Source organism: Mesorhizobium sp. LNHC209A00 (assembly GCF_000502915.1).
Classification (GTDB): Bacteria; Pseudomonadota; Alphaproteobacteria; order Rhizobiales; family Rhizobiaceae; genus Mesorhizobium.
This window is the reverse complement of sequence record NZ_AYWT01000003.1, coordinates 233,132-258,369: the sequence shown is the minus strand read 5'-3', so window position 1 is coordinate 258,369 and position 25,238 is coordinate 233,132. Positions and strand designations below refer to the sequence as shown.

The window sequence follows — 25,238 nt, the reverse complement described above, 5'->3', positions numbered from 1 at the left end:
ATCGTACGAGCGGCCATTCGCAGGCCGGCATCACCTGAATATCGGCATACTCTAAAAGGCTGCCCCGCGCCGTTCTGATGGCTTCATCTCGTCGAGCAGCGTGCGGATGACGCCGGCCATGCTCTGGTTCATGTCGCTGCGCCACAGCGCGAAAGCGACATTGGCCTCGACGAAACCTTCCGGCGAGCCGCAATCAAAGGTGCGGCCCTTATAATGGTAGCCATAGAAGGCCTGCTGCTTCTCCAGCTTCAGCATCGCGTCGGTGAGCTGGATCTCGTTCCCGGCGCCCTTTTCCTGGCCTTCCAGAATTCCAAAGATCTCGGGCTGCAGGATGTAGCGGCCGTTGATGTATAGATTGGACGGCGCGGTACCCGACTTCGGCTTCTCGACCATTTCGGTGATGCGGAAGCCGTGATGCGTGTCTTCGCCGCGTCCGACGATACCGTATTTATGAGCCTCCGCCGGGTCGCATTCCTGCACGGCGATGATGTTGTTGCCGGTCTCCTCGTAGAGCTCGACCATCGCCTTCGTGCAGCTCTTTTCCGACTGCATGATCATGTCGGGCAATAACAGGGCGAACGGCTCGTCGCCGACCAGTTCGCGCGCGCACCAGACCGCATGGCCAAGACCCATCGGCACCTGCTGGCGGGTGAAGCTGGTCTGTCCCGGTGCCGGCTGCAGCCGCTGCAGCCGGGCAAGCTGCTCGTCCTTGCCGCGCTGTGCCAGCGTGTCATAGAGTTCGAACTGGATATCGAAATGGTCCTCGATGACCGCCTTGTTGCGGCCCGTGACGAAGATGAAATGCTCGATGCCAGCCTCGCGCGCCTCATCGACGACATACTGGATGACTGGCCTGTCGACGACGGTCAGCATCTCCTTGGGAACAGCCTTGGTGGCCGGGAGAAACCGCGTACCGAGACCGGCGACCGGGAAAACTGCCTTGCGAACTCTCTTCATACTTTCAATTATCCGTTTGCTGGCCAGCTCCGCAATCCCCGTCCCCCGACATTTTCGCGCCGGGATTGAAGATTAGTGGGGCGGCTGAGGGAAACTCCCACCGGTTAAAGCATCGAGGTGTCTTTTCGTTCCAGTCAACGCCTATGGTAAACTAATTCCTAACCCGGTTCGGCGATGAATGGTCTTTCCTAGGACAGAGAAGGAGGAAAAGATGTCCGTTCGCAATGCCGCAAAACGTTTCGCCAGCGTCATGACGGCGGCCAGCCTTTCGCTCGCTTTGCTTGTCCCCACCGGGCCGGCCTTCGCCGACGCCGGTTTCCGGCAATGGGTCGCGGGCTTCCGTGCCACCGCCGTGGCGGGTGGCGTTTCCGGCGCCGTCTACGACCAGGCTTTCCGGGGCATCAACGAGCCCGATCCGGTGGTACTGGAGAAGGCCCGCACCCAGCCCGAATTCACCGCGCCTGCCTGGGATTATTTCGACAACCGCGTCCATGACCAGTCCGTCGCCGTCGGACGGCAGATGGCGAAGAAATGGAAGCCTTGGCTCGACAAGATCGAGGCAAGATTCGGCGTCGACCGCTACGTTCTCCTGGCCATCTGGTCGATGGAATCGAACTATGGCGAAATTCTCAAGCGCGACGACATCATGCGCAACGTCATCCGTTCGCTGGCGACTTTGGGGTATGGCGACGCGAAACGGTCGAAATACGCCCGCACCCAGCTGGTCGCGGCGCTGAAGATCCTGCAAACCGGCGATATCGACGAGAGCCACCTGATGGGCTCCTGGGCGGGCGCCATGGGCCAGACCCAGTTCATCCCGACCAGCTACCAGCATTATGCCGTCGACATGGACGGCAATGGCAAGCGCGACATCTGGAATTCCGTCCCCGATGCGCTGGCGACATCAGCCAATTTGCTCAAGAAGAATGGCTGGCAGGCCGGCAAGACCTGGGGCTACGAAGTCACCTTGCCGGCCGGCAAACTTCCCGCCGGGTCGAAGACGCTGGCGCAATGGCAGGCGCTCGGCGTGGGCCGCGCCAGCGGCAAGCCGTTCAAGAACCTCACCGACAAGGCGACGCTGAAAGTGCCGGACGGTCGTGGCGGGCCGGCCTTCCTGATGGTCAGGAATTTTTCGGTCATCAAGGCCTACAACAATGCCGACAAATACGCGCTCGCCGTCGGTCTGCTTGCCGATGAGATCGCCGGCGGCAGCGGCCTGGTCCAGGATTGGAACCGGCCTTTTACCAAGCTCAGCTTCGAGGAACGGCAGGAGTTGCAGAAGCGGCTTTCCCAGCACGGCCTTTATGACGGCAAATTCGACGGCAAGATCGGCGACGGCTCGAAGACCGCCATCATGGCTTATCAGGCTAAGGTTGGCTTGACCCAGGATGGCTATCCGAGCTTGGAAGTGCTGAAATGGCTCAGGCAGAAATAGAGCCTGACGAAGTTGAGTAGGGAGGGAGCGATTGGTTTGGCATACGCGCGTCGGGACGTTTGTTCGTCGCATGCTGGTGCTGATCCTGGCCATCGCCGTGCTCGCCATTGCCGTGGCCGGAGCCGTCCATGCCCCAGCCATGGCGCAAGAACAGCCGCAGCAGAGCCGGGGCTGGTCTTTGCGCGACCTTCTGTTTCCGCGCCGCGGCGAGCGGGTCGAGGCGCCGCAGGACATCCAGAAGGCGAAACCTAAGCCGAAGAAGAAACCTCGTGCGCCTCGCCTTACCGAGGAGCCGGCAGCGCCCGTGGTCGAAAAAGCGCCGGACGCCCGCACCGTCCTGGTGGTCGGCGACTTCATGGCGGCTGGCCTCGCCGAGGGGCTGGATGAAGCTTTCGCAGAGAATACCGGCGTCAGGATCGTTGTCCGCAGCAATGGCTCGTCAGGCTTCGTGCGCGATGATTTCTACAACTGGCCCGAACAGATCAAATCGCTGATCGACACCGAAAAACCCGCCACGGTGGTCGTCATGCTGGGTTCGAACGACCGCCAGCAAATGAAGGTCGGCGACGTGCGCGAACAGCCCCGCTCCGAAAACTGGATCAAGGAATACGAGCGCCGCACCGATGAGCTCGGCAAGGCAATCGCCACCGCCAAGGTGCCTTTCCTGTGGGTCGGCATGCCGGCCTTCCGGGTGCCGAAGATGACCTCCGACATGCTGGCCTTCAACGACATCTACCACAAGGCGGCCGAAAGCCACGGCGGCGAATTCGTCGATGTCTGGGACGGCTTCGTCGACGAGAACGGCGCCTTCGTCACCTCTGGCCCCGACATGAACGGCCAGCCGGTGCGACTGCGCGCCGATGACGGCATCAACGTGTCCAAAGCCGGCAAGCGCAAGCTCGCCTTCTATACCGAAAAGCCGCTGCTTAAGATCCTTGGACTGGCCGCGCCGGGAAGCGTGGCACCGACGACGGCGCCGGCGGGCGCACCGGTCGAGACCCCCGCTCCGGCGGCAGCGCCTATCGTCATCGATCGCACCCAACCCATGCTGCTCAGCGATCCCGCGCTCGACGGCGGCACAGAATTGCTCGGCGCCGCCCCGCCGCCGAAGGCCAATCCGGCTCTTCCTGGCGAAAGGCTGGTGATCGAGGGCAAGGCGCCGGAGGCTTCCCCAGGTCGCGCCGACGACTTTTCCCAGCCGCCCAAGGCAAGTCCGGCGACGGCGGCAGCGTCCGACACCACCACGGCGATCAGCCCTTAACGCGGCAGGACGGTCGTCCCCATCAGCGCCTCGTCTATCGAGCGTGCCGCCTGGCGACCTTCGCGGATCGCCCAGACGACCAGCGACTGGCCGCGGCGAACGTCGCCCGCCGCGTAGAGCCGGTCGACGCTCGTACTGTAGTCGCGGTCATTGGCTTCGACATTCCTGGAACGGCGGCTGTCGGTGGTGATCTTCATTTCACCCTCGAGTTCCGCCGCAACGCCCGCCACCGCCGGGCCGGCAAAGCCGATGGCGATAAAGGCGAGATCCGCGCGGATGACGAATTCGGTGCCGGCGATCGGCTTGCGCTTGTCGTCGACCTCGCAGCACTTCACGCCCGTAAGCTGGCCTTCCTCGCCAATGAATTCGAGCGTCGCCACCTGGAATTCGCGTTCGGCGCCCTCGGCCTGCGAGGACGAGGTGCGCATCTTGGTCGCCCAGTAGGGCCAGACGGAGAGCTTGTCTTCCTTCTCGGGCGGCTGCGGACGGATGTCGAGCTGGGTGACGCGCACCGCGCCCTGGCGGAAGGCGGTGCCGACGCAGTCGGACGCGGTGTCGCCGCCACCGACGACGACGACATGCTGGCCACCGGCGATGATTGGATGCGACGGCCATGCCACCGACTGGATCGGCTCGCCGCCGACGCGGCGGTTCTGCTGCACCAGATAGGGCATCGCGTCATGCACGCCGCCAAGATCGTCGCCGGGAATGCCGGCAGCGCGCGGCGTTTCCGAACCGCCGCAATAGAGCACGGCGTCATATTCGGCGAGGAGTTCAGCCACGGGCTTGTCGACGCCGACATTGACGCCGCAATGGAAGGTGACGCCCTCGCCCTGCATCTGTTCGATGCGCCGGTCGATATAGTGCTTCTCGATTTTAAAGTCGGGAATGCCGTAGCGCATCAACCCGCCGGGGCGGCTCTCGCGCTCATAGACGTGGACGTCGTGACCGGCGCGGCCAAGCTGCTGGGCGGCCGCCATGCCGGCCGGGCCGGAGCCGATGATGGCGACCCGCTTGCCGGTCTTCTTCTCCGGCGGATAGGGCCTGATATGGCCGGTCTCGTAAGCCTTGTCCGCGATCGCCTGCTCCACCGTCTTGATGGCGACCGGAATGTCCTCGAGGTTCAGCGTGCAGGCTTCCTCGCAAGGCGCGGGGCAGATGCGGCCGGTGAACTCCGGGAAATTGTTGGTCGAGTGCAAGTTGCGGATCGCGTTGTCCCAGTCCCTGTTGTAGACGAGGTCGTTCCAGTCGGGGATCTGGTTATGGATCGGGCAGCCCGTTGGCCCATGGCAGAACGGAATGCCGCAATCCATGCAGCGCGCGGCCTGTTTCTCGACCTCCTTGTCCGACATCGGCAGCGTGAATTCACGGAAATGCCGGATGCGGTCGGAGGCCGGCTGGTACTTGTGCACCTGCCGGTCGATTTCGAGAAAGCCTGTTACCTTGCCCATAGTCCAGTTCCTGCTGTCCAGATGGTGCGGTTTTCGCCGCACCCGTTAACCTCTTGAGGCAGCCGTGGCAACCTTGAGCCCGAGGTCAAACAGTCGATGAAGGGGGCCGGGAAGCCTGGGCTCCCCGGCAATTCTCAAATCTATTCGGCCGCGACGCCCATGCGCATGCGTTCCATCTCGATCAGCGCGCGGCGGTATTCGACCGGCATGATCTTGCGGAATTTCGGCCGGAAAATCGCCCAGTCGTCGAGTATCTCGCGGCCGCGCACCGAACCCGTGTAGTGCACGTGGTTCGAGATCAGCTGGTAGAGCCGTTCTTCGTCATGACTGGTCATATCGCCGGACACGTCGACGCGGCCCTTGTGGTCGAGATCGCCGCCATGGTGCAGCAGCTTTTCCATCAGATCATCTTCTTCCGGGACTGGCTCCAACTCGACCATGGCCATGTTGCAGCGCTCGGCGAAATCACCTGCTTCGTCCAGCACATAGGCGACACCGCCCGACATGCCGGCGGCAAAGTTGCGGCCGGTTTTGCCAATGACGACGACGACGCCGCCCGTCATGTATTCGCAGCCATGGTCGCCGACGCCCTCGACGACGGCGGCCACGCCCGAATTGCGCACCGCGAAGCGCTCGCCGGCAACGCCGGCGAAATAGGCCTCGCCCTCGGTCGCGCCATAGAGCACCGTATTGCCGACGATGATGGAGTCGGCCGCGACGATCCTTGCCTCTTCCGGTGGCCGGATGACGATGCGCCCGCCCGACAGGCCCTTGCCGACATAGTCATTGGCGGCTCCGACGAGTTCGAACGAGATGCCACGTGCCAGGAAGGCGGCGAAGGACTGGCCGGCCGTGCCGGTGAGTTTTACCTGGATCGTGTCCTCGCGCAGGCCCTTGTGCTTGAAGCGCTTGGCGACCTCGCCCGACAGCATGGCGCCCGTCGAACGGTCGACATTGCGGATGTCGACCTCGATCTTGACCGGCTGCTTGGTCTCCAGCGCGGGCTTGGCCAGATCGATCAGCTTGCGGTCGAGCACCTCGTCGATCGGATGCTTCTGCCGTTCGGTCCAATGCACCGCTTCATGCGGCGCATCGGGCTTGTAGAACATCTTCGAGAAATCGAGGCCGCGCGCCTTCCAGTGCTGGATCACGTCGCGCTTTTCCAGAAGGTCGGCGTCGCCGATGATCTGGTCGATATGGATGAAGCCCATTTCGGCGAGCAGCGCCCGCACCTCTTCCGCCACGTAGAAGAAGAAGTTGATGACGTGCTCGGGCGTGCCCTTGAAGCGCTTGCGCAGCACCGGATCCTGCGTCGCGACGCCGACCGGGCAGGTGTTGAGATGGCATTTGCGCATCATGATGCAACCGGCCGCGATCAAAGGCGCGGTCGAAAAGCCGAACTCGTCGGCGCCGAGCAGCGCGCCGATGATGACGTCGCGGCCGGTGCGCAGGCCGCCGTCGACCTGCAGCGCCACGCGCGAGCGCAGGCCGTTCAGCACCAGCGTCTGGTGCGTTTCGGCAAGACCCATTTCCCACGGGCTGCCGGCATGCTTGAGCGAGGTCAGCGGCGACGCACCGGTGCCGCCATCATAGCCAGAGATGGTGATGTGGTCGGCGCGCGCCTTTGCAACGCCGGCCGCGACAGTGCCTACACCAACCTCCGACACCAGCTTGACCGAGACGTCGGCCGCCGGATTGACGTTCTTCAGATCGTAGATCAGCTGCGCCAGATCCTCGATCGAATAGATGTCGTGGTGCGGCGGCGGCGAGATCAGGCCGACGCCCGGCGTCGAATGCCGAACCTTGGCGATGGTTGCGTCGACCTTGTGGCCGGGCAACTGGCCGCCCTCGCCAGGCTTGGCGCCTTGCGCGACCTTGATCTGCATCATGTCGGAGTTGACGAGATATTCCGCGGTCACGCCGAACCGTCCCGATGCGACCTGCTTGATCGCCGAACGTTCGGGGTTCTTGCCGCCACCTGGCAGCGGCAGATAGCGATCAGCCTCTTCGCCACCCTCGCCAGTGTTCGACTTGCCGCCGATCTGGTTCATGGCGCGCGCCAGCGTGGTGTGCGCTTCCCTGGAAATCGAGCCGAACGACATCGCCCCGGTCGAGAAGCGCTTGACGATGTCGGCCGCCGGCATGACGTCGTCGAGTGCGACCTTGGTGCGGCCGGTCTCATCCGCCAGCTTGATCTTGAACAGGCCGCGTATGGTCTGGGCGCGGGCCGTCTCGCTGTCGATCTGCGCCGAATAGTCCTTGAACGTCTCCCACGATCCCTGGCGCACGGCGTGCTGCAATGTGGCGACCGCGTCGGGCGACCACATATGCGCCTCGCCGCGCATGCGGAACAGATATTCGCCGCCGACCTCGAGGCTGTTGCGCAGCACCGGATCACTGCCGAAGCCGTCCGTGTGACGGCTGACGGTTTCGCCTGCGACCTCATCCAGTCCGACGCCTTCGATCAGTGTCGCGGTGCCGGTGAAGTATTGCTGCACGAAATCGGTCTTCAGCCCGATGGCATCGAAGATCTGCGCGCCGCAATAAGACTGATAGGTCGAGATGCCCATCTTGGACATCACCTTGAGGATGCCCTTGCCGATCGACTTGATGTAGCGCGACACCACCTCGTAGGCGTCGACCTCCTCGGGCAGTTCGCCGCGCTTGTGCATGTCGAGCAAGGTGTCGAAGGCGAGATAGGGATTGATCGCTTCCGCGCCGTAGCCGGCAAGGCAGCAGAAATGATGCACCTCGCGCGGCTCGCCCGATTCGACGACCAGGCCGACCGCGGTGCGCAGCCCCTTGCGAATCAGATGGTGGTGCACGGCGGCCGTCGCCAGCAACGCCGGAATGGCGATGCGGTCCGGTCCGAGCTGGCGATCGGACAGGATGATGATGTTGTAGCCGCCGGCGACTGCCGCCTCCGCCCGCTCGCACAGTCGGTCGATGGCCCCCTGCATGCCGGCAGCACCCTCGCTCGACCCGTAGGTGATGTCGATCGTCTTGGTGTCGAAGCGGTCCTCGGTATGACCGATCGAGCGGATCTTCTCGAGATCGCCATTGGTCAGGATCGGCTGGCGCACTTCGAGCCGCTTGCGGCGCGAATTGCCGACCAGGTCGAAGATGTTCGGTCGCGGCCCGATGAACGACACCAGGCTCATCACCAGCTCCTCGCGGATCGGGTCGATCGGCGGGTTGGTGACCTGGGCGAAATTCTGCTTGAAATAGGTGTAGAGCAGCTTCGACTTGTCCGACATCGCCGAGATCGGCGTGTCGGTGCCCATCGAGCCCACGGCTTCCTGGCCGGTGGTCGCCATCGGCGACATCAATAGCTTGGTGTCTTCCTGGGTGTAGCCGAACGCCTGCTGGCGATCGAGCAGGCTGACGTCCCTGCGCAGTTCGCGCGGCTCGACCGGCTTCAGATCTTCGAGGATCAGCTGCGTGTTGGCGAGCCAGGTCTTGTAGGGATGCTTCGTCGCAATCTCCGACTTGATTTCCTCGTCGGGGACGATGCGGCCCTTGGCAAGGTCGATCAAAAGCATGCGGCCGGGCTGCAGCCGCCACTTCTGGACGATCTTCTCCTCCGGCACCGGCAGCACGCCGGCCTCGGAAGCCATGATGACGCGGTCGTCATCGGTGACGATGTAGCGTGCCGGGCGCAAGCCGTTGCGGTCCAGCGTAGCGCCGATCTGGCGTCCGTCGGTGAAGGCGACCGCCGCCGGCCCGTCCCAAGGCTCCATCAACGCGGCGTGGTATTCGTAGAAGGCCTTGCGATCGGCATCCATGAGCTTGTTGCCGGCCCACGCTTCCGGGATCAGCATCATCATGGCGTGGCTGAGGCTGTAGCCGCCCTGGAACAGAAACTCGAGCGCATTGTCGAAGCAGGCGGTATCGGACTGGCCGTCATAGGAGATTGGCCAGAGCTTCGAAATGTTGTTGCCGAACAGTTCGGAATCGACCGACGCCTGGCGCGCCGCCATCCAGTTGTTGTTGCCGCGCACCGTGTTGATCTCGCCATTATGGGCGACCATGCGGTAGGGATGCGCCAGCTTCCACGACGGGAAGGTGTTGGTCGAGAAGCGCTGGTGGACGAGGATCAGCGCGGTCTCAAAACGCGGGTCCTTGAGGTCCCTGTAGTAGGCCCCGACCTGATAAGCCAGGAACATGCCCTTGTAGACGATGGTTCGCGCCGACAGCGACACGCAGTAGGCGCCGATGTCCTTGTTGTCGTTCTCGGCGTAGATGCGGCCCGATATGACCTTGCGCAGCAGATAAAGTCTTGCCTCGTATTCCTCGTCGTCGGTGATGTCGGCCGTGCGGCCGATGAAGACCTGGCGGTGGAACGGCTCGGATGCGACGATATCGGGCGCCTTCGATAGCGACGAATTGTCGACCGGCACGTCACGGAAACCGAGCAGCGGCAGCCCCTCGGACTGCGCCGATTCGGCGACGATCTCTTCGATATGTGCACGAAGGGCCGCATCCTGCGGCATGAACCAGTGTCCGACGCCGTACTGGCCTACCGGTGGCAGTTCGATACCTTGGGCCGCCATCTCCTCACGGAAAAAAAGATCCGGAAGCTGTACCAGCACGCCGGCGCCATCGCCGACCAGCGGATCGGCGCCTACGGCGCCGCGATGCGTCAGGTTCTCGAGCACGGCAAGCCCGTCCTTGACGATCTGATGCGACTTCACGCCCTTCATGTTGACGATGAAGCCGACGCCGCATGCGTCATGCTCGTTGCGCGGATCGTAGAGACCCTGGGCGGTCAGGCCGCCGGCAGTCGCGCGATTTTTGGTGGAGGTATTTTTGACGGCAGCCGCTTTCGTCTGCGCGGCCTGGCCGTTCGTCGCAGAGAGCGTCAATTCCGTCATTGTCCTGTCCTCCATTCCAGCCCTTCAGGCGCTGGTTTGCCTCGGCAAGCGCTTGGCTCACCCTGATCCTCGCGGCACGTCTTGCGAAATCCTTTTCGAACCATGCGGCTTTTCGCATGCTTCGCATCTGGTATCGTACAGGCCAGCGTCCGGCCGTCCAACTGTCGCTCGCGACAACAGCCGGAGAGGCCAATATGTTACGCCAATCCGGCCTGTTTTGTGCGACAAAATAAGACAGCACTACTGTCCTAAATTTTTATGGCAGAATTCGTAAACGCGCACAAGACCGATTCACAAAAAACTTGGAGCATCCGCGACATAAAATTACGCGGAGTTCCCGAAAAACGTAAGCTTAAGTCGTCCACGTTTGCCGCCACGTTGGCTGGCGTCAACGGTTTTCCGGCGCCTGGCCCTTGCGGTCGGCGCGTTAAACCGTTCAACTCCGGCTGAATTCCCCAACACAGGCAGATACATGTTCTTCGCTTCCGACAATTGGGCAGGCGCCCATCCCAATATCGTTGCCGGCCTGTCGGCCGCGGCCGGTGGCTTTGCCACTGCCTATGGTGACAGCGCCCTCGACGAGACGGTTTATCAGCGCTTCAGTGAAATTTTTGAACGTGAGGTCGCGGTGTTCTTCGTGGCAACCGGCACCGCCGCCAATTCGCTGTCGTTGACCACCTTCAACAAGCCGGGCGGCATTTCCTTCGCTCACCGAGAATCGCATGTCATCGAGGATGAATGTGGCGCGCCGGAGTATTTTTCCGGCGGCTCGCGGCTGCACGGCGTCGACGGCCCCCTGGGCAAGATCGATCCGCCCGATCTGAACAGGGCGATCGGCCGTTTCGCAAGTGAGGTCGTCCATTGGGGCCGGCCGATGGCCGTCTCGATCACCCAGTCGACCGAGGTCGGCACCGTCTATGGTCTGGACGACATTGACGCGATCTCGGCCATCGCCAAACAGCATTCCGTGCCCCTGCACATGGATGGCGCCCGCTTTGCCAATGCGCTGGCCGCGCTCGACACCACGCCGGCCGAAATGACCTGGAAACGCGGGGTCGATGTCCTGTCCTTCGGCGGTACCAAGAACGGTTGCTGGTGCGCCGAGGCGATCGTGCTGTTCGACCTCGACCGTGCCAAGGAACTGGCCTTCCTGCGCAAGCGTGCCGCACAGCTGCTTTCGAAGTCGCGTTTCGTCGCGGCGCAGTTCGAAGCCTATTTCAAGGACGGGCTTTGGCTCGACACCGCCAGGCATGCCAATGCCATGGCCGCGCGCCTCGCAGCGGCGATCGAGGATTCGGCCACCGCCAAGCTCGCTTGGCTGCCGCAGGCTAATGAGGTGTTCGCGGTGATTAAGAAAACCGAAGCCGACAGACTGCAGGCGGCAGGCGCGGCCTTCTATGACTGGCACAGGCCGCATGGTTTTGACGGCCATATCGGCGAGGACGAACTGCTCTATCGCTTCGTCACCAGCTTTGCCACGACGACTGAGGAAGTCGACCGCTTTGGCCAGCTGATCGCCGGATAACAATCAAACTTCGGACAAAAAAGCGGCGCCTCGCGGCGCCGCTTCCGTCTCGGGAGGAGACTTTGGATTTTTATTCGGCTGTCAGGCTGCCGTCTTGGCCTCGATCTGCTTGGCCTTGGCCGGAGCCGAGGTGATCGCGATCTTGCGCGGCTTCAGCTCTTCGGGAATGTTGCGCTTGAGGTCGACGAAGAGCAGGCCGTTCTTCAGCGCGGCGCCGACGACTTCAACGTGATCGGCAAGCTGGAAGCGGCGCTCGAAGGCCCTGGAGGCAATGCCGCGATAGAGCAGTTCGGAACCCTCGCCGGTGCCCTCGTCCTTGCGCTCGCCCTTCACGGTCAGCACGTTACGGTGAGCTTCGATCGAGATTTCCTCGTCCGAGAAGCCAGCGACGGCCATCGAAATCCGGTAGGAATCCTCGCCGGTGCGCTCGATGTTATAGGGCGGATAGGTCTGCGCGCCGTCAGGCTGCGCAAGCGAATCCAGCATCGTGAAGAGACGGTCGAAGCCGACGGTCGAACGGTAAAGCGGGGAAAAATCAACGTGACGCATGAGGTGTTCTCCTGTTGAGCAACATGGTTTGCGTATGGTCGGTGCGAAACCCGCGAGCGGCGTTTCGGGAGGACCAGCGGCCCCGATTGGCGACCGCAACCCACATCTGGGGAGCGCTCGAAAGCATTTCAAGTTTCGTTTGACGGCAAAGAACGAGGCGGCCAACCTTCGATGAACGGCAGATGAACCGGTGCTTCGGCGTCCGTTCAGACAGCCAGCGCTAAAGTGGCTTTCAAGATCAAGGATTGGCGGCGCCGGATTTACCGGGATGCCGCAACGAGGCCGAACCGGGTGTTAACGTCCCTTCCTCCCGGATCGACAGGGGCCGGAAGCGCGCTCAAAGCCGCTTCCGGCCTTCCCCGTCGCAGTCCTCCATAACCCGGATTTGCTTTGCTTTTGATGTGTTGGCGTCTATCACCGTAACGATGCCAGCCGCGACCGACTGGCGCGCAAGGACGCCGAGCACAAAGCGCCGAATGACGGATCTTTTCCACGACACTCCGCTCTTCCACGAAACCGAGGGCAATCCGCGACCGGAAAACGCCAAGGGCGGCTTTTTCACCACGCGCGACCGCAAGAAAATACGTTATGGCCTGTTCGCGGCGGTGGCGCGGCCGATGCGGGGCACCGTGGTGCTGCTCGGCGGCCGCAATGAGTGCATCGAGAAATATTTCGAGACCATCCGCGACCTTGCCGCACGCGGCTTTGGTGTCGCCATCCTAGACTGGCGCGGTCAGGGCGGTTCCGACAGGCTGATCCGCGATCGCCAGCGTGGCTATGTCAGGTCGTTCCGCGACTATACGGCTGACCTGGAGCAGTTCTTCGAAGAGATCGTGCTGCCGGACTGCCGCGGACCGTACTATATCCTCGCCCATTCGGCCGGCGCTGTGATCGCGCTGCTTGCCGCGCCGTCGATGGTGAACCGCGTGCGGCGCATGGTGCTGATCGCGCCGTTCCTGACATTGCCCGACCTGCCGGTCTCGATAGGGACGGTGCGCCGGATCTGTTCGTTTTTCTGCGCCCTGGGGCTCGGCTGGCTCTATGCCGCCTGGGGTCCAAGGCCGAGACACACGCTGCCCTTCGAAGCCAACAAGGTGACATCGGATCCGCAACGCTATCGCCGTAACACGCGCATTTATGAAGAATATCCCCAAATGGCGCTCGGCGGCCCGACGATCCGCTGGCTGCAGGCAGCGGCGAAGGCGTCGGCAGCCATTAGCGACCCCGACTTCATGGCCCGCATTCAGGTGCCTCTGCTGATCATTGCCGCTGGCGCCGACCAGGTCGTCTCGACCAGGGCGGTGGAGGCATATGCGAGAAATCTAAGGCTGGGTTCGCTGTTGATGATCGACGGCGCCAAGCACGAGATCCTGCAGGAAGCCGATCTCTACCGCGAACAATTCCTCGCCGCCTTCGACGCCTTCGTCCCCGGCTCGGACGACCCGACAGCCTGACAGGCCCGCGGCTCCTCCAAGGCCGGCATGGCTGAACCCCATTGTCAGGAAGAAAGACGTCGGCGGCGTTCAAGCAGGTCTACGGATACGCCCCGCGGAATTCCAGCGCTCCATAGCCCGCGCCGACCGGAAGTGACCTCAGCCGCGCAGGGCAGCCATGGCGGCGGCATGAAGCTCCGGTGTCGCGGCCGCCAGCACGTCGCCGCCATTCTCCGCCGGCCCGCCATCGAAAGTGGTGACGACCCCGCCTGCCTTCTCGATGATCGGGATCAGCGCCACGATGTCGTAGGGCTTCAAGCCGGGATCGGCGACGATGTCGACGCTCCCCGAGGCGATCATGGCGAAGGCATAGCAATCGGCGCCATAGCGGGCGAGCTGGATTTGCCGCTCGAACGCGTCATAGCGATTGCGCGCTTCGCCCTTGAACAGCGCCGGCGTTGTGGTGAACAACGTGGCCTCGGCCAGCTTCGTCGTCTTGCGGGTGGTCAGCTTGCGGGGCCCTCCCGGCCCCTCATAGTGAGATCCAGAGGCGTTGGCGTAGAACAGCTCGCCGGTGAAGGGCTGCGCCATCATGCCGGCGACCGCGTCACCATCGATCGTCAGCCCGACCAGCGTCCCCCACACCGGCAGGCCGGAGATAAAGGCGCGCGTGCCATCGATCGGATCGATCACCCAGACATGCCGGCTGGAAATGTTCTCGCTGCCATGTTCTTCGCCCAGGATGCCGTGATCGGGATACTCGGCCGATATCAGCGCCCGGATGGCGCGCTCGGCCTCGCGGTCGGCCTCCGTGACCGGATCGAAGCTGCCTTTTTCCTTGTTGGCGACCGCGCCCTGGGCGCGGAAGCGCGGCAAGGTCTCCGCTGCGGCCGCTTGCGCGATACGGCGCATGAAATCGATGCTGATGTCCAACTGATTCTCCCGCTTTGCAGCGCGCCCGAGCCGGGCCTGCCGCGACTTCGCCGCCAAGACAAGCTTGTTTATCGATTTATACGCCGCGATGACTGTTGCCGGAATGTCACTCCAACGTCATCGAAACGCAATTTCCACATCACTCTGAATTAAAAAAGCCTAAACGTCGCTTGACATTTGTGCGCTGCACAATACCCTCAATCTCGGACAGGGTTTCCTGTCCATGCCCTCCTTGGGCGTTTCCTCCCTAGACTTCGACCGTATCGTGCAAACGATGCGGTCTTTTTTTCAGGCCCGCTCCTGGAGCGGGCCGCCCAAAGAAGCACACAAAATCTTGGGCAGTGGCACGCATGAGACAAGGCGTGGGCTTACTCCGCGGCCAGCGGCAGGTCGATGAAATGATGGTCCGGCATCGCCATCAGGTCGGCTGAAAACCGCGTCAGATCGTCGGCCAGCGCGTCGAAGCCGGCGGCTTTCTCGAATGTCCGCTCATTCATGTAGAGCCCGCGATTGACCTCGATCTGCAGCGCATGCAAATGACGCGCCGGACGGCCGTAATGCTCGGTGATGAACCCGCCGGCATAAGGCTTGTTGTGGGCAACCGTATAGCCCATCGCGGTCAATAGGCCGATCGCGGCTTCGGTCAGGGCCGCGGTGGCCGAGATGCCGAAACGGTCGCCGATGATGAAATCCGGCCGCAGCCCGCTGTCGCCGACACGGATGCTCGCCGGCATCGAATGGCAATCGATCAGGACGGCAAAGCCGAACCGGGCGTGGGTCCTGGTCAAAAGCCGTTTCAGCGTTTCGTGATAGGGCTTGTAGACGGCCTCGATGCGGGCAACCGCCTCGGCGAGTGGCAAGCGGCCCGAATAGATGTCGAGCCCCTCGCCCACCAGCTTCGGCACGGTGCCGAGCCCGCCGGCCACGCGCGCGGAGCGGATGTTGCAGAAGGACGGCACCGGCTCGGCGAACATGCGTGGGTCGAGTTCCCAGGGCTCGCGGTTGACGTCGAGATAGGCGCGCGGGAAATTCGCCGCCAGCATCGGCGCGCCGAGCGCCACGGCGCCGCCGAACAACTCGTCGACATAGCAATCCTCCGAGCGGCGGATGGCATTGCGATCGAGCCTTGCCATGGCAAGGAAGCGTTCGGGATAGTAGCGGCCGCTATGCGGCGAGTTGAACAGGAAGGGGACGCGCTGCTCGGCGCCCGACCGGATTTCGAAGGGTGGAAAGACCGAAAAATCCTCGGCTGCCGTCTTCAATTTGAACGAACCCGAAAACACCAGTGCATCATGGCATGAAACTGCCACCTTGCTGGCCGCATGTCCAGCATTTCGGCGGTCGTGCCGCTGGGCAAATATGGGTCAGGCGCGTCCGCGTTCACTTGATGTTTACTCTCACCTCCTCATATACAGGATGGTTAACGGGCCTGCTCCACGGCAGTCTCGGGCGGGTGATTCGGACGGGATATCATGGCACGCATTCTTCTGGCGGAAGACGACGACGATATGCGCCGGTTCCTCGTCAAGGCGCTGGAGCGCGCCGGCTATCAGGTCAGCGATTTCGACAACGGCGCCAGTGCCTATGAGCGGCTGCGCGAGGAACCGTTCTCGCTGCTTCTGACCGACATCGTCATGCCGGAGATGGACGGCATCGAACTGGCGCGGCGCGCCACCGAGATCGATCCCGACCTCAAGGTAATGTTCATCACCGGTTTTGCCGCCGTGGCGCTGAACCCGGATTCCAAGGCGCCGAAAGACGCCAAGGTGCTGTCCAAGCCCTTCCACCTGCGCGATCTGGTCAACGAGGTCGAGAAGATGCTGCAGGCGGCTTGAACCGCCTTCCGCAAGCCGCCGGCGTCGGTCCACGGCCGCGGCGGGACGACGTGTTTTTCCTCTTTTCCTGCTATTGACGCGCCTGACCAAAAATGGTGTATGCGCGGCTTCGGATGGGCGTGTAGCTCAGCGGGAGAGCACTGCATTGACATTGCAGGGGTCACAGGTTCAATCCCTGTCACGCCCACCATTCGAAGCCACACATTCGGACCTTGCAGCATGGCGCGCCTGTCTTGGCGCTCACCGGAAATGGACGACGGGTGATCCGATCGCGAAACGCGTTTAGACCCCCGCGACAGCACACAGGCTTTTCATCCGCGAAATGGCAAGGTCGGGGTCGGCCAGCAACCCTGCCTGGTCGGCGAGGCGAAAGACTTCGGCATAGTGGCGGATGCCGCGCGCCGACTGCATGCCGCCGACCATCGAAAAATGGTCCTGGTGGCCGTTGAGCCAGGCCATGAAGACAATGCCGGCCTTGTAATATTCAGTCGGCGCCTCGAAGATTTTTCGTGACAGCGGCACGGTCGGCGCCATCAGCGCGTCGTAGCCGGCACGATCGCCGTCAGCCAGTTTCGCCAGCGCGGCATTGGCGGCCGGCGCGATCGCGTCGAAAATGCCGAGCAGCGCATGCGAGTGCCGCTTGCCGTCTCCGGCGATCAGCTCGGGATAATTGAAGTCGTCGCCGGTGAACATCATCACGCCGTCCGGCAGCCGGTTCCTGAGCGCCACTTCCTTGCCGGCGTCGAGCAGCGATATCTTGATGCCTTCGACCTTGCCGGCATTGCGCTCCATGATGGCGATCACCGTATCGAGCGCGGTCTCGAAATCGTCACTTCCCCAATAGCCTTTCAAGGCCGGATCGAACATGTCGCCCAGCCAGTGCAGGATGACCTTGCCGGAGGCCTGGCCCAATATGCGGTCGTAAACCAGGGCGTAATCGTCCGGCCCCTTCGCCACGGCCGCCAGCGCGCGGCTGGCCATCATGATCGCCTTGCCGCCCTGGCCTTCGATGAAGGCGAACTGCTCCTCATAGGCGGCGACCACGTCGTCGACAGTCCGGGCCCTCGACGGAGCCAGATGGTCGGTTCCCGCACCCGAGGCGAGATCGGCGCCAGCGACGGTCCGCGCCTCCGCGATTGAACGGCGGATCAATTCCTGCGCATTCGTCCAATCGAAACCCATGCCGCGCTGCGACGTGTCCATCGCCTCGGCGATGCGGAAGCCGAGCCGCCATAGATGATGACGAAACGCCATCGTCCTGTCCCAATCGACAACGGGCCGCGACCATGGATCTGTCATTCCCAGCGGATCGGCGACGACATGCGCGGCGGCATAGGTGATGCGCGAAAACCGCGCGCCGATCACCGGCTGGACCGGCTGTCCGACAAGGGCGTAGGGTGTGCCGCGGCCACCCTCGCCAGGCAAGGCAATGTCCATGGATGTCTCCCTTCGCGGCTCCTATAAATGGAACGTTCCAATAAATCAACAAGCTTTGAGATTCGAGCTGGCCAAACTCGGCCAATGTTGCGCTGCACACGGAAAGCCTTGGGGAGGCTATATTTGACCACCCATGACCACTTCTCTTGATCGAGAAAAATCCTGATTGACTCATCCGTGGAACAGATATTAGAACGTTCCAATAAACCAATTGAAAAAACTGGGGAGGATATCTGGATGGCCAGCCGGGCGAAGGCGACGATCTTCGACATTGCCCGGGAAGCGGGCGTGTCCAAATCGACGGTGTCGCTCGTGCTCCAGGGCAGCGGGCTGATCCGCCCCGAAACCGCGGTCAAGGTCCGCAAGGCGATCGAGGATGTCGGCTATGTCTACAACCGCGGCGCCGCCAATCTGCGCAAGGCCCACTCCAACGTCATCGGCATGGTCATCAACGATCTCACCAACCCGTTCTTCGCCGAGCTGGCGGTCGGCATGGAACGGGTCTTCCAGTCGGCCGGCATCGTGCCCTTCATCGCCAACACGGCCGAGAATCCGGTGCGCCAGGAAGAGGTGCTGAAGTCTCTGATGGAACAGGGCGTCGCCGGGCTCATCGTTTCCCCGGCGCGCGGCACGACGCCAGGGGCGTTCCGGCGGCTGGAAATAGCCGGTCTGCCGATTGCCTTCGCCATGCGCCGGCTGCCTGAAAGCCGCATTCCGGTGATTGCTCCCGACAATCATCGGGGCGCCTATCTCGCGACCTCGCATCTGGTTGGCAAGGGGCATCGCCGCCTGGCCTTCTTTGGCGGCTCGTCCGACCTCGTCGTCTATCATGAGCGCCTGGGCGGCTTTCGCGAGGCCTGCGACACCCTCGGCATCGACGCCCGCGACGCGCTTATCATCGAAGGCGAGACCAATCGCAAGGGCGGCATGGCCTGCCTGGAAACGTCGCTCGCAATGACCGAGCCGCCAACCGCGGCCCTGTGCTTCAACGATGCCGTAGCCTTTGGCGTCATGCTGGCGCTGCGCAAGCGCGGACTTGAGCCGGGCGCGGATTTCGCTGTCGTCGGCTTCGACGACGTGGTCGAGGCCGAACATTATATGCCGCCGCTGACCAGCGTAGCGGTGGACTCCGCCGGCCTCGGCGAACGCGCGGCCCACGTCATGATCAAGATGATCCAGTCGCGCACCACGCGGGCCGAGGATCATATCGGCGCTGTCAATCTCGTGGTCAGGGAAAGCTGCGGCCCGGATCGCCGCACGCGAAAAAGGCCCGCGGCGGCGGGAACCGCGACATGAGCGTCAAATGGGGGCTGATCGGCTCCAGCACGATCGCCCGGCAATTCATGATCGACGCCATTCGCGCGCAACCCGATGGCGAAATATCAGCGGTGATGAGCTCCAACCCCGGACGCGCCATGGCCTATGCAATGGAAAATGGCATTCCAGCCGCCGTATCAAGTCTCGATGCCTTGCTCGGATCCGACATCGACGCCGTCTACATCTCGACCACCAATGAACTGCATTTCGAACAGGCGCTGGCCGCCGCCAGGGCGGGAAAGCATGTGCTGTGCGAGAAGCCGCTGGCGCTGACCAGCGATGACGCACGCAAGATGGTCGCCGCGGCCAAGGCCGCGGGCATCGTGCTCGGTACCAATCATCATCTGCGCAATGCCGGCGCGCACCGTGCCATGCGCGACGCCGTTGCCGCGGGCCGCATCGGCAACCCCATTGCCGCGCGTGTCTTCCATTCCGTCTACCTGCCCGAAAACCTGCAGGGCTGGCGCATCACCAGACCGGAGGCGGGCGGCGGGGTGGTGCTCGACATCACCGTGCACGATGCCGACACGCTGCGCTTCGTGCTTGGCGACGATCCGGTCGAGGTTTCCGCTTTCACGCAATCCGCCGGCATGGCCGGCAGCGGGCTGGAAGATGGCGCCATGTGCCTCTGGCGCTTCAAATCGGGCCTTATCGCGCAATCGCATGAGGGATTCACCACCAGGTTTGCCGACACCGGCTTCGAGGTGCACGGCTCGCGGGGCTCGCTCATCGCCCGCGATGTGATGACGCAAAAGCCGGCCGGCTCGGTCCTCTTGCGCACCGCCAGCGGCGAAGAACAGTTGAGCTTCGACCGCGAGGATCTCTACACGAGGTCGGTACGCGGGTTCCATGCCGCGGTCCGCGGCGAGGGCCAGCCTCCCGCCACCGGCGAGGACGGCATCTGGTCGCTCGCCTCGGCCGAGGCGGCATTGCAATCGGCGGCTTCCGGCAAGACCGTCAAGATCGACCCGAAACTCGGGAGCATGAATTGAGCAAGGTCGTCTCATCGGCGCACGCCGCCGGCCTGATCAAGGACGGCGTGGTCGTCTCGGTGTCCTCGTCGAGCGGCCTCGGGTGTCCGGACGCCGTGCTCGCCGCGATCGGCGAACGCTTCGATAGCGAGGGCCATCCGAAGGATATCACCACGCTGCACCCGATTGCCGCCGGCGACATGTATGGCATCAAGGGCATCGATCATCTGGCGAAGCCTGGCCTCTTGAAGCGTACGCTGTGCGGCTCCTATCCGTCAGGCCCCTCCTCCGCCGAGCCGCCGCAAATCTGGAAGATGATCGGCGACAATGCGGTTGCCGCTTATAACGTGCCGTCCGGCATCCTGTTCGACATGCACCGCGAAGCCGCGGCCAAGCGGCCGGGCGTGCTGACCAAGGTCGGCCTCGACACTTTCGCCGACCCCCGCCATCAGGGCTGCGCCATGAACGCCGCCGCCGGCGAACCCATCGTGTCGGTGCAGCAATTCGACGGCGAGGAATGGCTCTATTTCCGCGCCATCGTGCCCCAGGTCTCGATCATTCGCGCCACCACGGCGGACGAGCGCGGCAACCTGACCTACGAGCATGAGGGCGCCTATCTCGGCGGCCTCGAACAGGCGCTCGCCGCCCGCAACAATGGCGGCATCGTCATCGCGCAGGTCAAGCGCGTCGTCGAGAACGGCACGCTGAAGCCGCATGACGTGCGCGTGCCCGGCGTGCTGGTCGACCATATTGTCGTCGCGCCGGACCAGTTGCAGACGACGCTGACGCCTTACGACCCGGCGATTTCAGGTGAAATCTTCCGGCCGCTGTCGAGCTTCCGCACGCCGGAGATGAATGTTCAGAAGGTAATCGCCCGCCGTGTCGCCATGGAGCTTCGCGACGGCATGGCCGTCAACATCGGCTTCGGCATTTCGGCCAACGTGCCGCGTATTCTTCTGGAAGAAGGCCAGCACGGCAAGGTCACCTGGCTGATCGAACAGGGCGCGGTCGGCGGCGTGCCGTTGCTCGACTTCAAGTTCGGCTGCGCCTCCAACGCCGAGGCGATCATGCCCTCGCCGCACCAGTTCATCTATTTCCAGGCCGGCGGCTTCGACGCTTCGCTGCTCTCTTTCCTGCAGATCGACCGCCACGGCTCGGTCAACGTCTCCAGGCTTTCGGCGCGGCCGCATGTCACCGCAGGCGCCGGCGGCTTCGTCGACATCACCTCACGGGCGAAGAAGATCGTCTTTTCCGGCTTCTTCAATGCCGGGGCCAAGCTGTCGCTCGCCAATGGCGGCATCCGCATCGACCAGGAAGGCAAGGTCAGGAAAGTCGTCGAGGAGGTCGAGCACATCTCCTTCTCCGGCAAGCGCGCCGTCGCGCAGGGACAGGACATCACCTATGTCACCGAGCGTTGCGTCATGAAGTTGACGCCGGACGGGCTGATGGTGACGGAACTGGCGCCGGGCATCGACCTCGAGCGCGATGTGCTGGCGCAGGCCGAGATCCCGCTCAATGTAGCCAACGACCTTAAGGTGACGCCGGCGCCGCTCTACCAGGATCGGCCGATCGGCCTGTCCCTGAATGGCGGCGCCTTGCTCGGAGGCGCGCATGGCTGAGCGCCTCGTCACCTTCGAGCGGGATGGCGCGATCGGCGTTGTCACCTTGCGCCGTCCGGAAAAGTTCAACGCGCTCGATATCCCGATGCTGCGCGCGCTGGAAGCGGCGCTGGAGGAGGCGGAAAGCGCGGAGGAAGTCCGCGTCGTCCTCATAAGCGGACAAGGCAAGGGGTTTTGCGCCGGCGGCGATGTCGAGGCCTGGGGGAGCATGAGCGCAGCCGATTTCCAAGTGCAATGGGTACGCTACGGCCACCGTGTCTTCGACCGGCTGGCGCGGCTGCGGCAACCGACCATCGCCGTTCTGTCCGGCCACGCGCTCGGCGGCGGGCTGGAACTGGCTGTGGCTTGTGATTTCCGCGTCGCCGAAACGCAGGTGAAGCTCGGCTTCCCCGAGACCTCGATCGGCGTCGTCCCCGGCTGGTCCGGCACGCAACGCGCGGTGCGTCGCTTCGGCGCCCAGACGGTGCGTCGCATGGCTGTCGGTGGCGAGATTTTCCTGGCACCGGAAGCGCTTGCGCTGGGTGTCGTCGACCGCGTCGTCGAAACCGGCAAGGCGTCGGATGAAGCCAGGATCTGGGCTGAAAAAATCGCCGGACGCGGACCACTGGCGACCGAAGCCGCCAAGCTGATGATCGCGGTTGCGGAGGGCGAGGAAAGTGCCGCTGCGACAGAAGCCTTGGCCAGCGGCTTCATCGCGCTCACCGGCGATCTCAAGGCCGGCGTCGGGTCCTTCAAGACCAAGCAGAAGCCCGTGTTTTCGCGTTCCTAGGACAGAGTGGAAATCATATGAATGCACCTCTGAGGATTTCCATGCCTGCCGAGGCCTCCGTGGCCCCTAAAGCATACAAGCTTCTGATCGACGGCAAGCATGTCGATGCCCGCGATGGCCGCGTGCTGGAACGCAAGAGCCCCGGCCACGGCTTCATGGTTTCACACTATGCCCAGGCGGGTGCCGCCGAAGTGGAGGCAGCGGTGCAGGCGGCGCACAGGGCCTTCGAGACCGGCCCCTGGCCGCGCATGAAAGCGTCCGAACGCGCCGCGCTCCTGCTCAAGGCCGCCGACCTGATCGAGATCCGGCTGGAAGACATCGCCCGGCTCGATGCGCTGGAATCCGGCAAGCCGATCGCCCAAGCGCGCGGCGAGATCGGCGGCGCCGTCGACATCTGGCGCTATGCCGCCTCGCTTGCCCGAACGTTGCACGGCGAAAGCTACGCCAATCTCGGCGATGCCATGCTGGGCGTCGTGCTGCGCGAGCCGATCGGCGTCGTCTCGATCATCACGCCGTGGAATTTCCCGTTCCTCATCGTCAGCCAGAAGCTGCCTTTCGCGCTCGCCGCCGGCTGCACGGCCGTGGTCAAGCCAAGCGAGATGACGTCTGCCTCGACCTTCGTGCTTGGCAATATCCTCTTGGAAGCCGGCGTTCCCGCTGGCGTCGTCAATATCCTCGCCGGTCTCGGCGCCGATGTCGGCGCGCCGATGGTCAGCCATCCCTTGGTCGAGATGGTTTCGTTCACCGGTTCCACCCGTGTCGGCAAGATGACCATGGCCGCGGCCTCGAATTCCCTGAAGAAGGTTTCGATGGAACTCGGCGGCAAGAACGGTCAGATCGTCTTCCCCGATGCCGATCTCGAGGCAGCTGCCGATGCCGCGGTATTCGGCGGCTTCTTCAACGCCGGCGAGTGCTGCAATGCCGGCAGCCGGCTGATCGTGCATGAGGCGATCGCCGACGACTTCCTGGCCGCCGTGAAGGCATTGACCGCCAAGGTAACCGTGGGCGATCCGCTCGACGACCTAACCAAGGTCGGCGCGATGATTTCGTCCGACCATCTGGCCAAGGTAACGGGTTACGTCGCGGCCGCCGCGAGTGAGGGCGGCAGCATCTACAGTGGCGGCGCGCAACTCCCTTCCAATGCCGGCCAATATCTCGATCCGACGATCTTACGCAACGTCACCGAAAACATGACGGTCGCGCGCGAGGAAGTGTTCGGGCCGGTGCTCTCGGTGCTGACTTTTGAATCGATTGAAAAGGCGTTGCGCATCGCCAACAACACGCCCTATGGTCTGTCGGCGGGTGTGTGGAGCGCCAGCATCGACACCTGCATGTCGGTGGCGCGGGGCGTGCGTTCGGGGACTGTCTGGGTGAACACGTTCATGGAAGGTTATCCAGAACTGCCGTTCGGGGGCTACAAGCAGTCGGGCCTGGGCCGCGAACTCGGCAAGCGCGCTGTCGAGGACTATACCGAGGAAAAGACAATCCAGTTTCATCGCGGCCAGCGCACCGGTTGGTGGGTCGGCTGAGTTGGGAAGAACCCGGTGGGCTGCCACCGGTCGTGTAATGCAACAAGGGAGGAAGTACATGTTGCGCAAACTGCTTATCGGAACGGCGCTCGCTTCGGGCCTGGCTTTCGCGGCCCATGCCGAGGACGTCAAGGAAGTGCAGATGCTGCATTGGTGGACGTCGGGTGGCGAAGCGGCTGCTCTCAACGTGCTCAAGGGCGATCTGGCCAAGGAAGGCTATGCCTGGAAGGACGTCCCCGTGGCCGGCGGCGGCGGCGATGCCGCCATGACCGCGCTGAAGGCGATGGTCGCGGCCGGCAACTATCCGACCGCCTCGCAGATGCTCGGCTACACCGTGCTCGACTATGCCGCTGCCGGCGTCATGGGCGACCTCACCGAGACGGCGAAGAAGGAAGGCTGGGACAAGTCGGTTCCGGCCGCCCTGCAGAAATTCTCCGTCTATGAGGGCAAGTGGGTTGCCGCTCCTGTCAACGTCCACTCCGTCAACTGGCTTTGGATCAACAAGTCGGTGATGGACAAGATCGGCGGCACCGAGCCGAAGACCTTCGATGATTTCATCGCCCTGCTCGACAAGGCCAAGGCGGCCGGGGTCACCCCGCTCGCGCTTGGTGGCCAGAACTGGCAGGAAGCAACCATGTTCGATTCCGTCGTGCTGTCGACCGGCGGACCTGAGTTCTACAAGAAGGCGATGAACGACCTCGACGACGCGTCGCTCAAGTCCGACACGATGAAGAAGTCGTTCGACAATCTCGCCAAGCTCGTCACCTATGTCGACCCGAACTTCTCTGGCCGCGACTGGAACCTCGCCACCGCCATGGTCATCAAGGGCGATGCGCTGGTGCAGGTCATGGGCGACTGGGCCAAGGGCGAGTTCCACGCCGCCAAAAAGACGCCGGGCACGGACTTCCTCTGCTACCGCTTCCCGGGCACCGACGGTTCGGTGATCTACAACTCGGACATGTTCGGCATGTTCAACGTTCCGGACGACCGCAAGGCCGCCCAGGTCGCTCTGGCCACCGCCACCTTGTCGAAGAGCTTTCAGTCGGCCTTCAACGTCGTCAAGGGTTCGGTTCCGGCCCGCACCGACGTGCCTGACACCGACTTCGACGCTTGCGGCAAGAAGGGTATCGCCGACCTGAAGAAGGCCAACGAAGGCGGCACCCTGTTCGGCTCGCTGGCCCAGGGCTATGGCGCGCCTCCGGCTGTCGCCAATGCCTATAAGGACGTCGTCTCGAAGTTTGTCCACGGTCAGATCAAGACCTCGGACGAGGCCGTGACCGAACTGGTCAAGGCGATCGACGACGCCAAGTAAGCGCCGGCCACAAAACACCTTCCCCGCTCCG

18 protein-coding genes and 1 tRNA gene are annotated in these 25,238 nt (G+C 63.3%); 12 read left to right on the top strand and 7 right to left on the bottom strand.

What is annotated here, in order from left to right; genetic code table 11:
• Positions 1 to 51: 51 nt before the first annotated feature.
• Positions 52 to 966 (bottom strand): UTP--glucose-1-phosphate uridylyltransferase GalU, encoded by a 915-nt coding sequence (gene galU, locus X739_RS157055; RefSeq protein WP_031240044.1) that lies wholly within the window; start codon positions 964 to 966, stop codon positions 52 to 54.
• Positions 967 to 1,168: 202 nt separating this feature from the next.
• Here galU and X739_RS157060 point away from each other — a divergent pair, with 202 nt between their 5' ends.
• Positions 1,169 to 2,392, top strand: coding sequence for a lytic murein transglycosylase (locus tag X739_RS157060; protein WP_023770506.1), 1,224 nt, complete (start codon positions 1,169 to 1,171; stop codon positions 2,390 to 2,392).
• Positions 2,393 to 2,462: 70 nt separating this feature from the next.
• Positions 2,463 to 3,653: a DUF459 domain-containing protein gene (locus X739_RS157065; RefSeq protein WP_084056159.1), complete on the top strand. Its 1,191-nt coding sequence runs from the start codon at positions 2,463 to 2,465 to the stop codon at positions 3,651 to 3,653.
• Here the strand turns inward: X739_RS157065 and X739_RS157070 are convergent.
• The gene (locus tag X739_RS157070; RefSeq protein WP_023781275.1) at positions 3,650 to 5,104 is read right to left on the bottom strand and encodes a glutamate synthase subunit beta; all 1,455 of its coding nucleotides are present in this window, start codon (positions 5,102 to 5,104) and stop codon (positions 3,650 to 3,652) included. The two genes, X739_RS157065 and X739_RS157070, sit on opposite strands and share 4 nt — an antisense overlap.
• A gap of 140 nt (positions 5,105 to 5,244) precedes the next feature.
• Positions 5,245 to 9,978, bottom strand: a complete 4,734-nt coding sequence (gene gltB, locus X739_RS157075) for a glutamate synthase large subunit (RefSeq protein WP_023793873.1) — start codon at positions 9,976 to 9,978, stop codon at positions 5,245 to 5,247.
• Positions 9,979 to 10,450: 472 nt separating this feature from the next.
• Here gltB and X739_RS157080 point away from each other — a divergent pair, with 472 nt between their 5' ends.
• Positions 10,451 to 11,503, top strand: coding sequence for a low specificity L-threonine aldolase (locus tag X739_RS157080; protein ID WP_023793871.1), 1,053 nt, complete (start codon positions 10,451 to 10,453; stop codon positions 11,501 to 11,503).
• A gap of 81 nt (positions 11,504 to 11,584) precedes the next feature.
• Here X739_RS157080 and X739_RS157085 read toward each other — a convergent pair whose 3' ends face one another.
• Positions 11,585 to 12,052, bottom strand: a complete 468-nt coding sequence (locus X739_RS157085; protein WP_013893124.1) for an Hsp20 family protein — start codon at positions 12,050 to 12,052, stop codon at positions 11,585 to 11,587.
• Between the two features lie 476 nt (positions 12,053 to 12,528).
• Between X739_RS157085 and X739_RS157090 the strand changes: the two genes are divergently transcribed.
• On the top strand, positions 12,529 to 13,506 hold the full coding sequence (locus X739_RS157090) for an alpha/beta hydrolase (RefSeq protein ID WP_023770511.1): 978 nt from the start codon (positions 12,529 to 12,531) through the stop codon (positions 13,504 to 13,506).
• A gap of 138 nt (positions 13,507 to 13,644) precedes the next feature.
• Here X739_RS157090 and hisN read toward each other — a convergent pair whose 3' ends face one another.
• Together hisN and X739_RS157100 are read right to left on the bottom strand one after the other, a co-directional pair.
• Positions 13,645 to 14,418 carry a histidinol-phosphatase gene (hisN, locus tag X739_RS157095; protein ID WP_023770512.1) on the bottom strand — a complete coding sequence of 258 codons (774 nt, stop codon included), beginning with the start codon at positions 14,416 to 14,418 and terminating at the stop codon, positions 13,645 to 13,647.
• Between the two features lie 368 nt (positions 14,419 to 14,786).
• Positions 14,787 to 15,728: an N-formylglutamate amidohydrolase gene (locus tag X739_RS157100; RefSeq protein WP_023781272.1), complete on the bottom strand. Its 942-nt coding sequence runs from the start codon at positions 15,726 to 15,728 to the stop codon at positions 14,787 to 14,789.
• A 162-nt stretch (positions 15,729 to 15,890) separates the two neighbouring features.
• Here X739_RS157100 and X739_RS157105 point away from each other — a divergent pair, with 162 nt between their 5' ends.
• Both X739_RS157105 and X739_RS157110 read left to right on the top strand, forming a co-directional pair.
• Positions 15,891 to 16,253, top strand: a complete 363-nt coding sequence (locus tag X739_RS157105) for a response regulator (protein WP_006199474.1) — start codon at positions 15,891 to 15,893, stop codon at positions 16,251 to 16,253.
• Between the two features lie 115 nt (positions 16,254 to 16,368).
• Positions 16,369 to 16,443, top strand: a tRNA-Val gene (locus tag X739_RS157110).
• 92 nt (positions 16,444 to 16,535) lie between these two features.
• Here X739_RS157110 and X739_RS157115 read toward each other — a convergent pair.
• Entirely contained in the window at positions 16,536 to 17,690 is a 1,155-nt protein-coding gene (locus X739_RS157115; protein WP_023781271.1) for a dihydrodipicolinate synthase family protein, read from the bottom strand.
• A 237-nt stretch (positions 17,691 to 17,927) separates the two neighbouring features.
• Here X739_RS157115 and X739_RS157120 point away from each other — a divergent pair, with 237 nt between their 5' ends.
• From X739_RS157120 to X739_RS157145, 6 genes are read left to right on the top strand one after another with little or no spacing between them, the layout of a single operon-like run.
• Complete coding sequence (locus X739_RS157120) at positions 17,928 to 18,986, top strand: LacI family DNA-binding transcriptional regulator (protein WP_023770516.1); 1,059 nt, start codon at positions 17,928 to 17,930, stop codon at positions 18,984 to 18,986.
• Positions 18,983 to 19,999, top strand: a complete 1,017-nt coding sequence (locus X739_RS157125; protein WP_023793865.1) for a Gfo/Idh/MocA family oxidoreductase — start codon at positions 18,983 to 18,985, stop codon at positions 19,997 to 19,999. The genes X739_RS157120 and X739_RS157125 overlap by 4 nt, the downstream gene beginning before the upstream one ends.
• On the top strand, positions 19,996 to 21,597 hold the full coding sequence (locus tag X739_RS157130; RefSeq protein ID WP_023793863.1) for an acyl CoA:acetate/3-ketoacid CoA transferase: 1,602 nt from the start codon (positions 19,996 to 19,998) through the stop codon (positions 21,595 to 21,597). Before X739_RS157125 ends, X739_RS157130 begins: the two co-directional genes overlap by 4 nt.
• Positions 21,590 to 22,366 carry an enoyl-CoA hydratase/isomerase family protein gene (locus X739_RS157135; protein ID WP_023793861.1) on the top strand — a complete coding sequence of 259 codons (777 nt, stop codon included), beginning with the start codon at positions 21,590 to 21,592 and terminating at the stop codon, positions 22,364 to 22,366. Before X739_RS157130 ends, X739_RS157135 begins: the two co-directional genes overlap by 8 nt.
• Positions 22,367 to 22,383: 17 nt before the next feature.
• The gene (locus tag X739_RS157140; protein ID WP_023793859.1) at positions 22,384 to 23,895 is read left to right on the top strand and encodes an aldehyde dehydrogenase family protein; all 1,512 of its coding nucleotides are present in this window, start codon (positions 22,384 to 22,386) and stop codon (positions 23,893 to 23,895) included.
• Between the two features lie 58 nt (positions 23,896 to 23,953).
• Positions 23,954 to 25,207: an ABC transporter substrate-binding protein gene (locus X739_RS157145; protein WP_031240042.1), complete on the top strand. Its 1,254-nt coding sequence runs from the start codon at positions 23,954 to 23,956 to the stop codon at positions 25,205 to 25,207.
• The last annotated feature ends 31 nt before the right edge of the window (positions 25,208 to 25,238 follow it).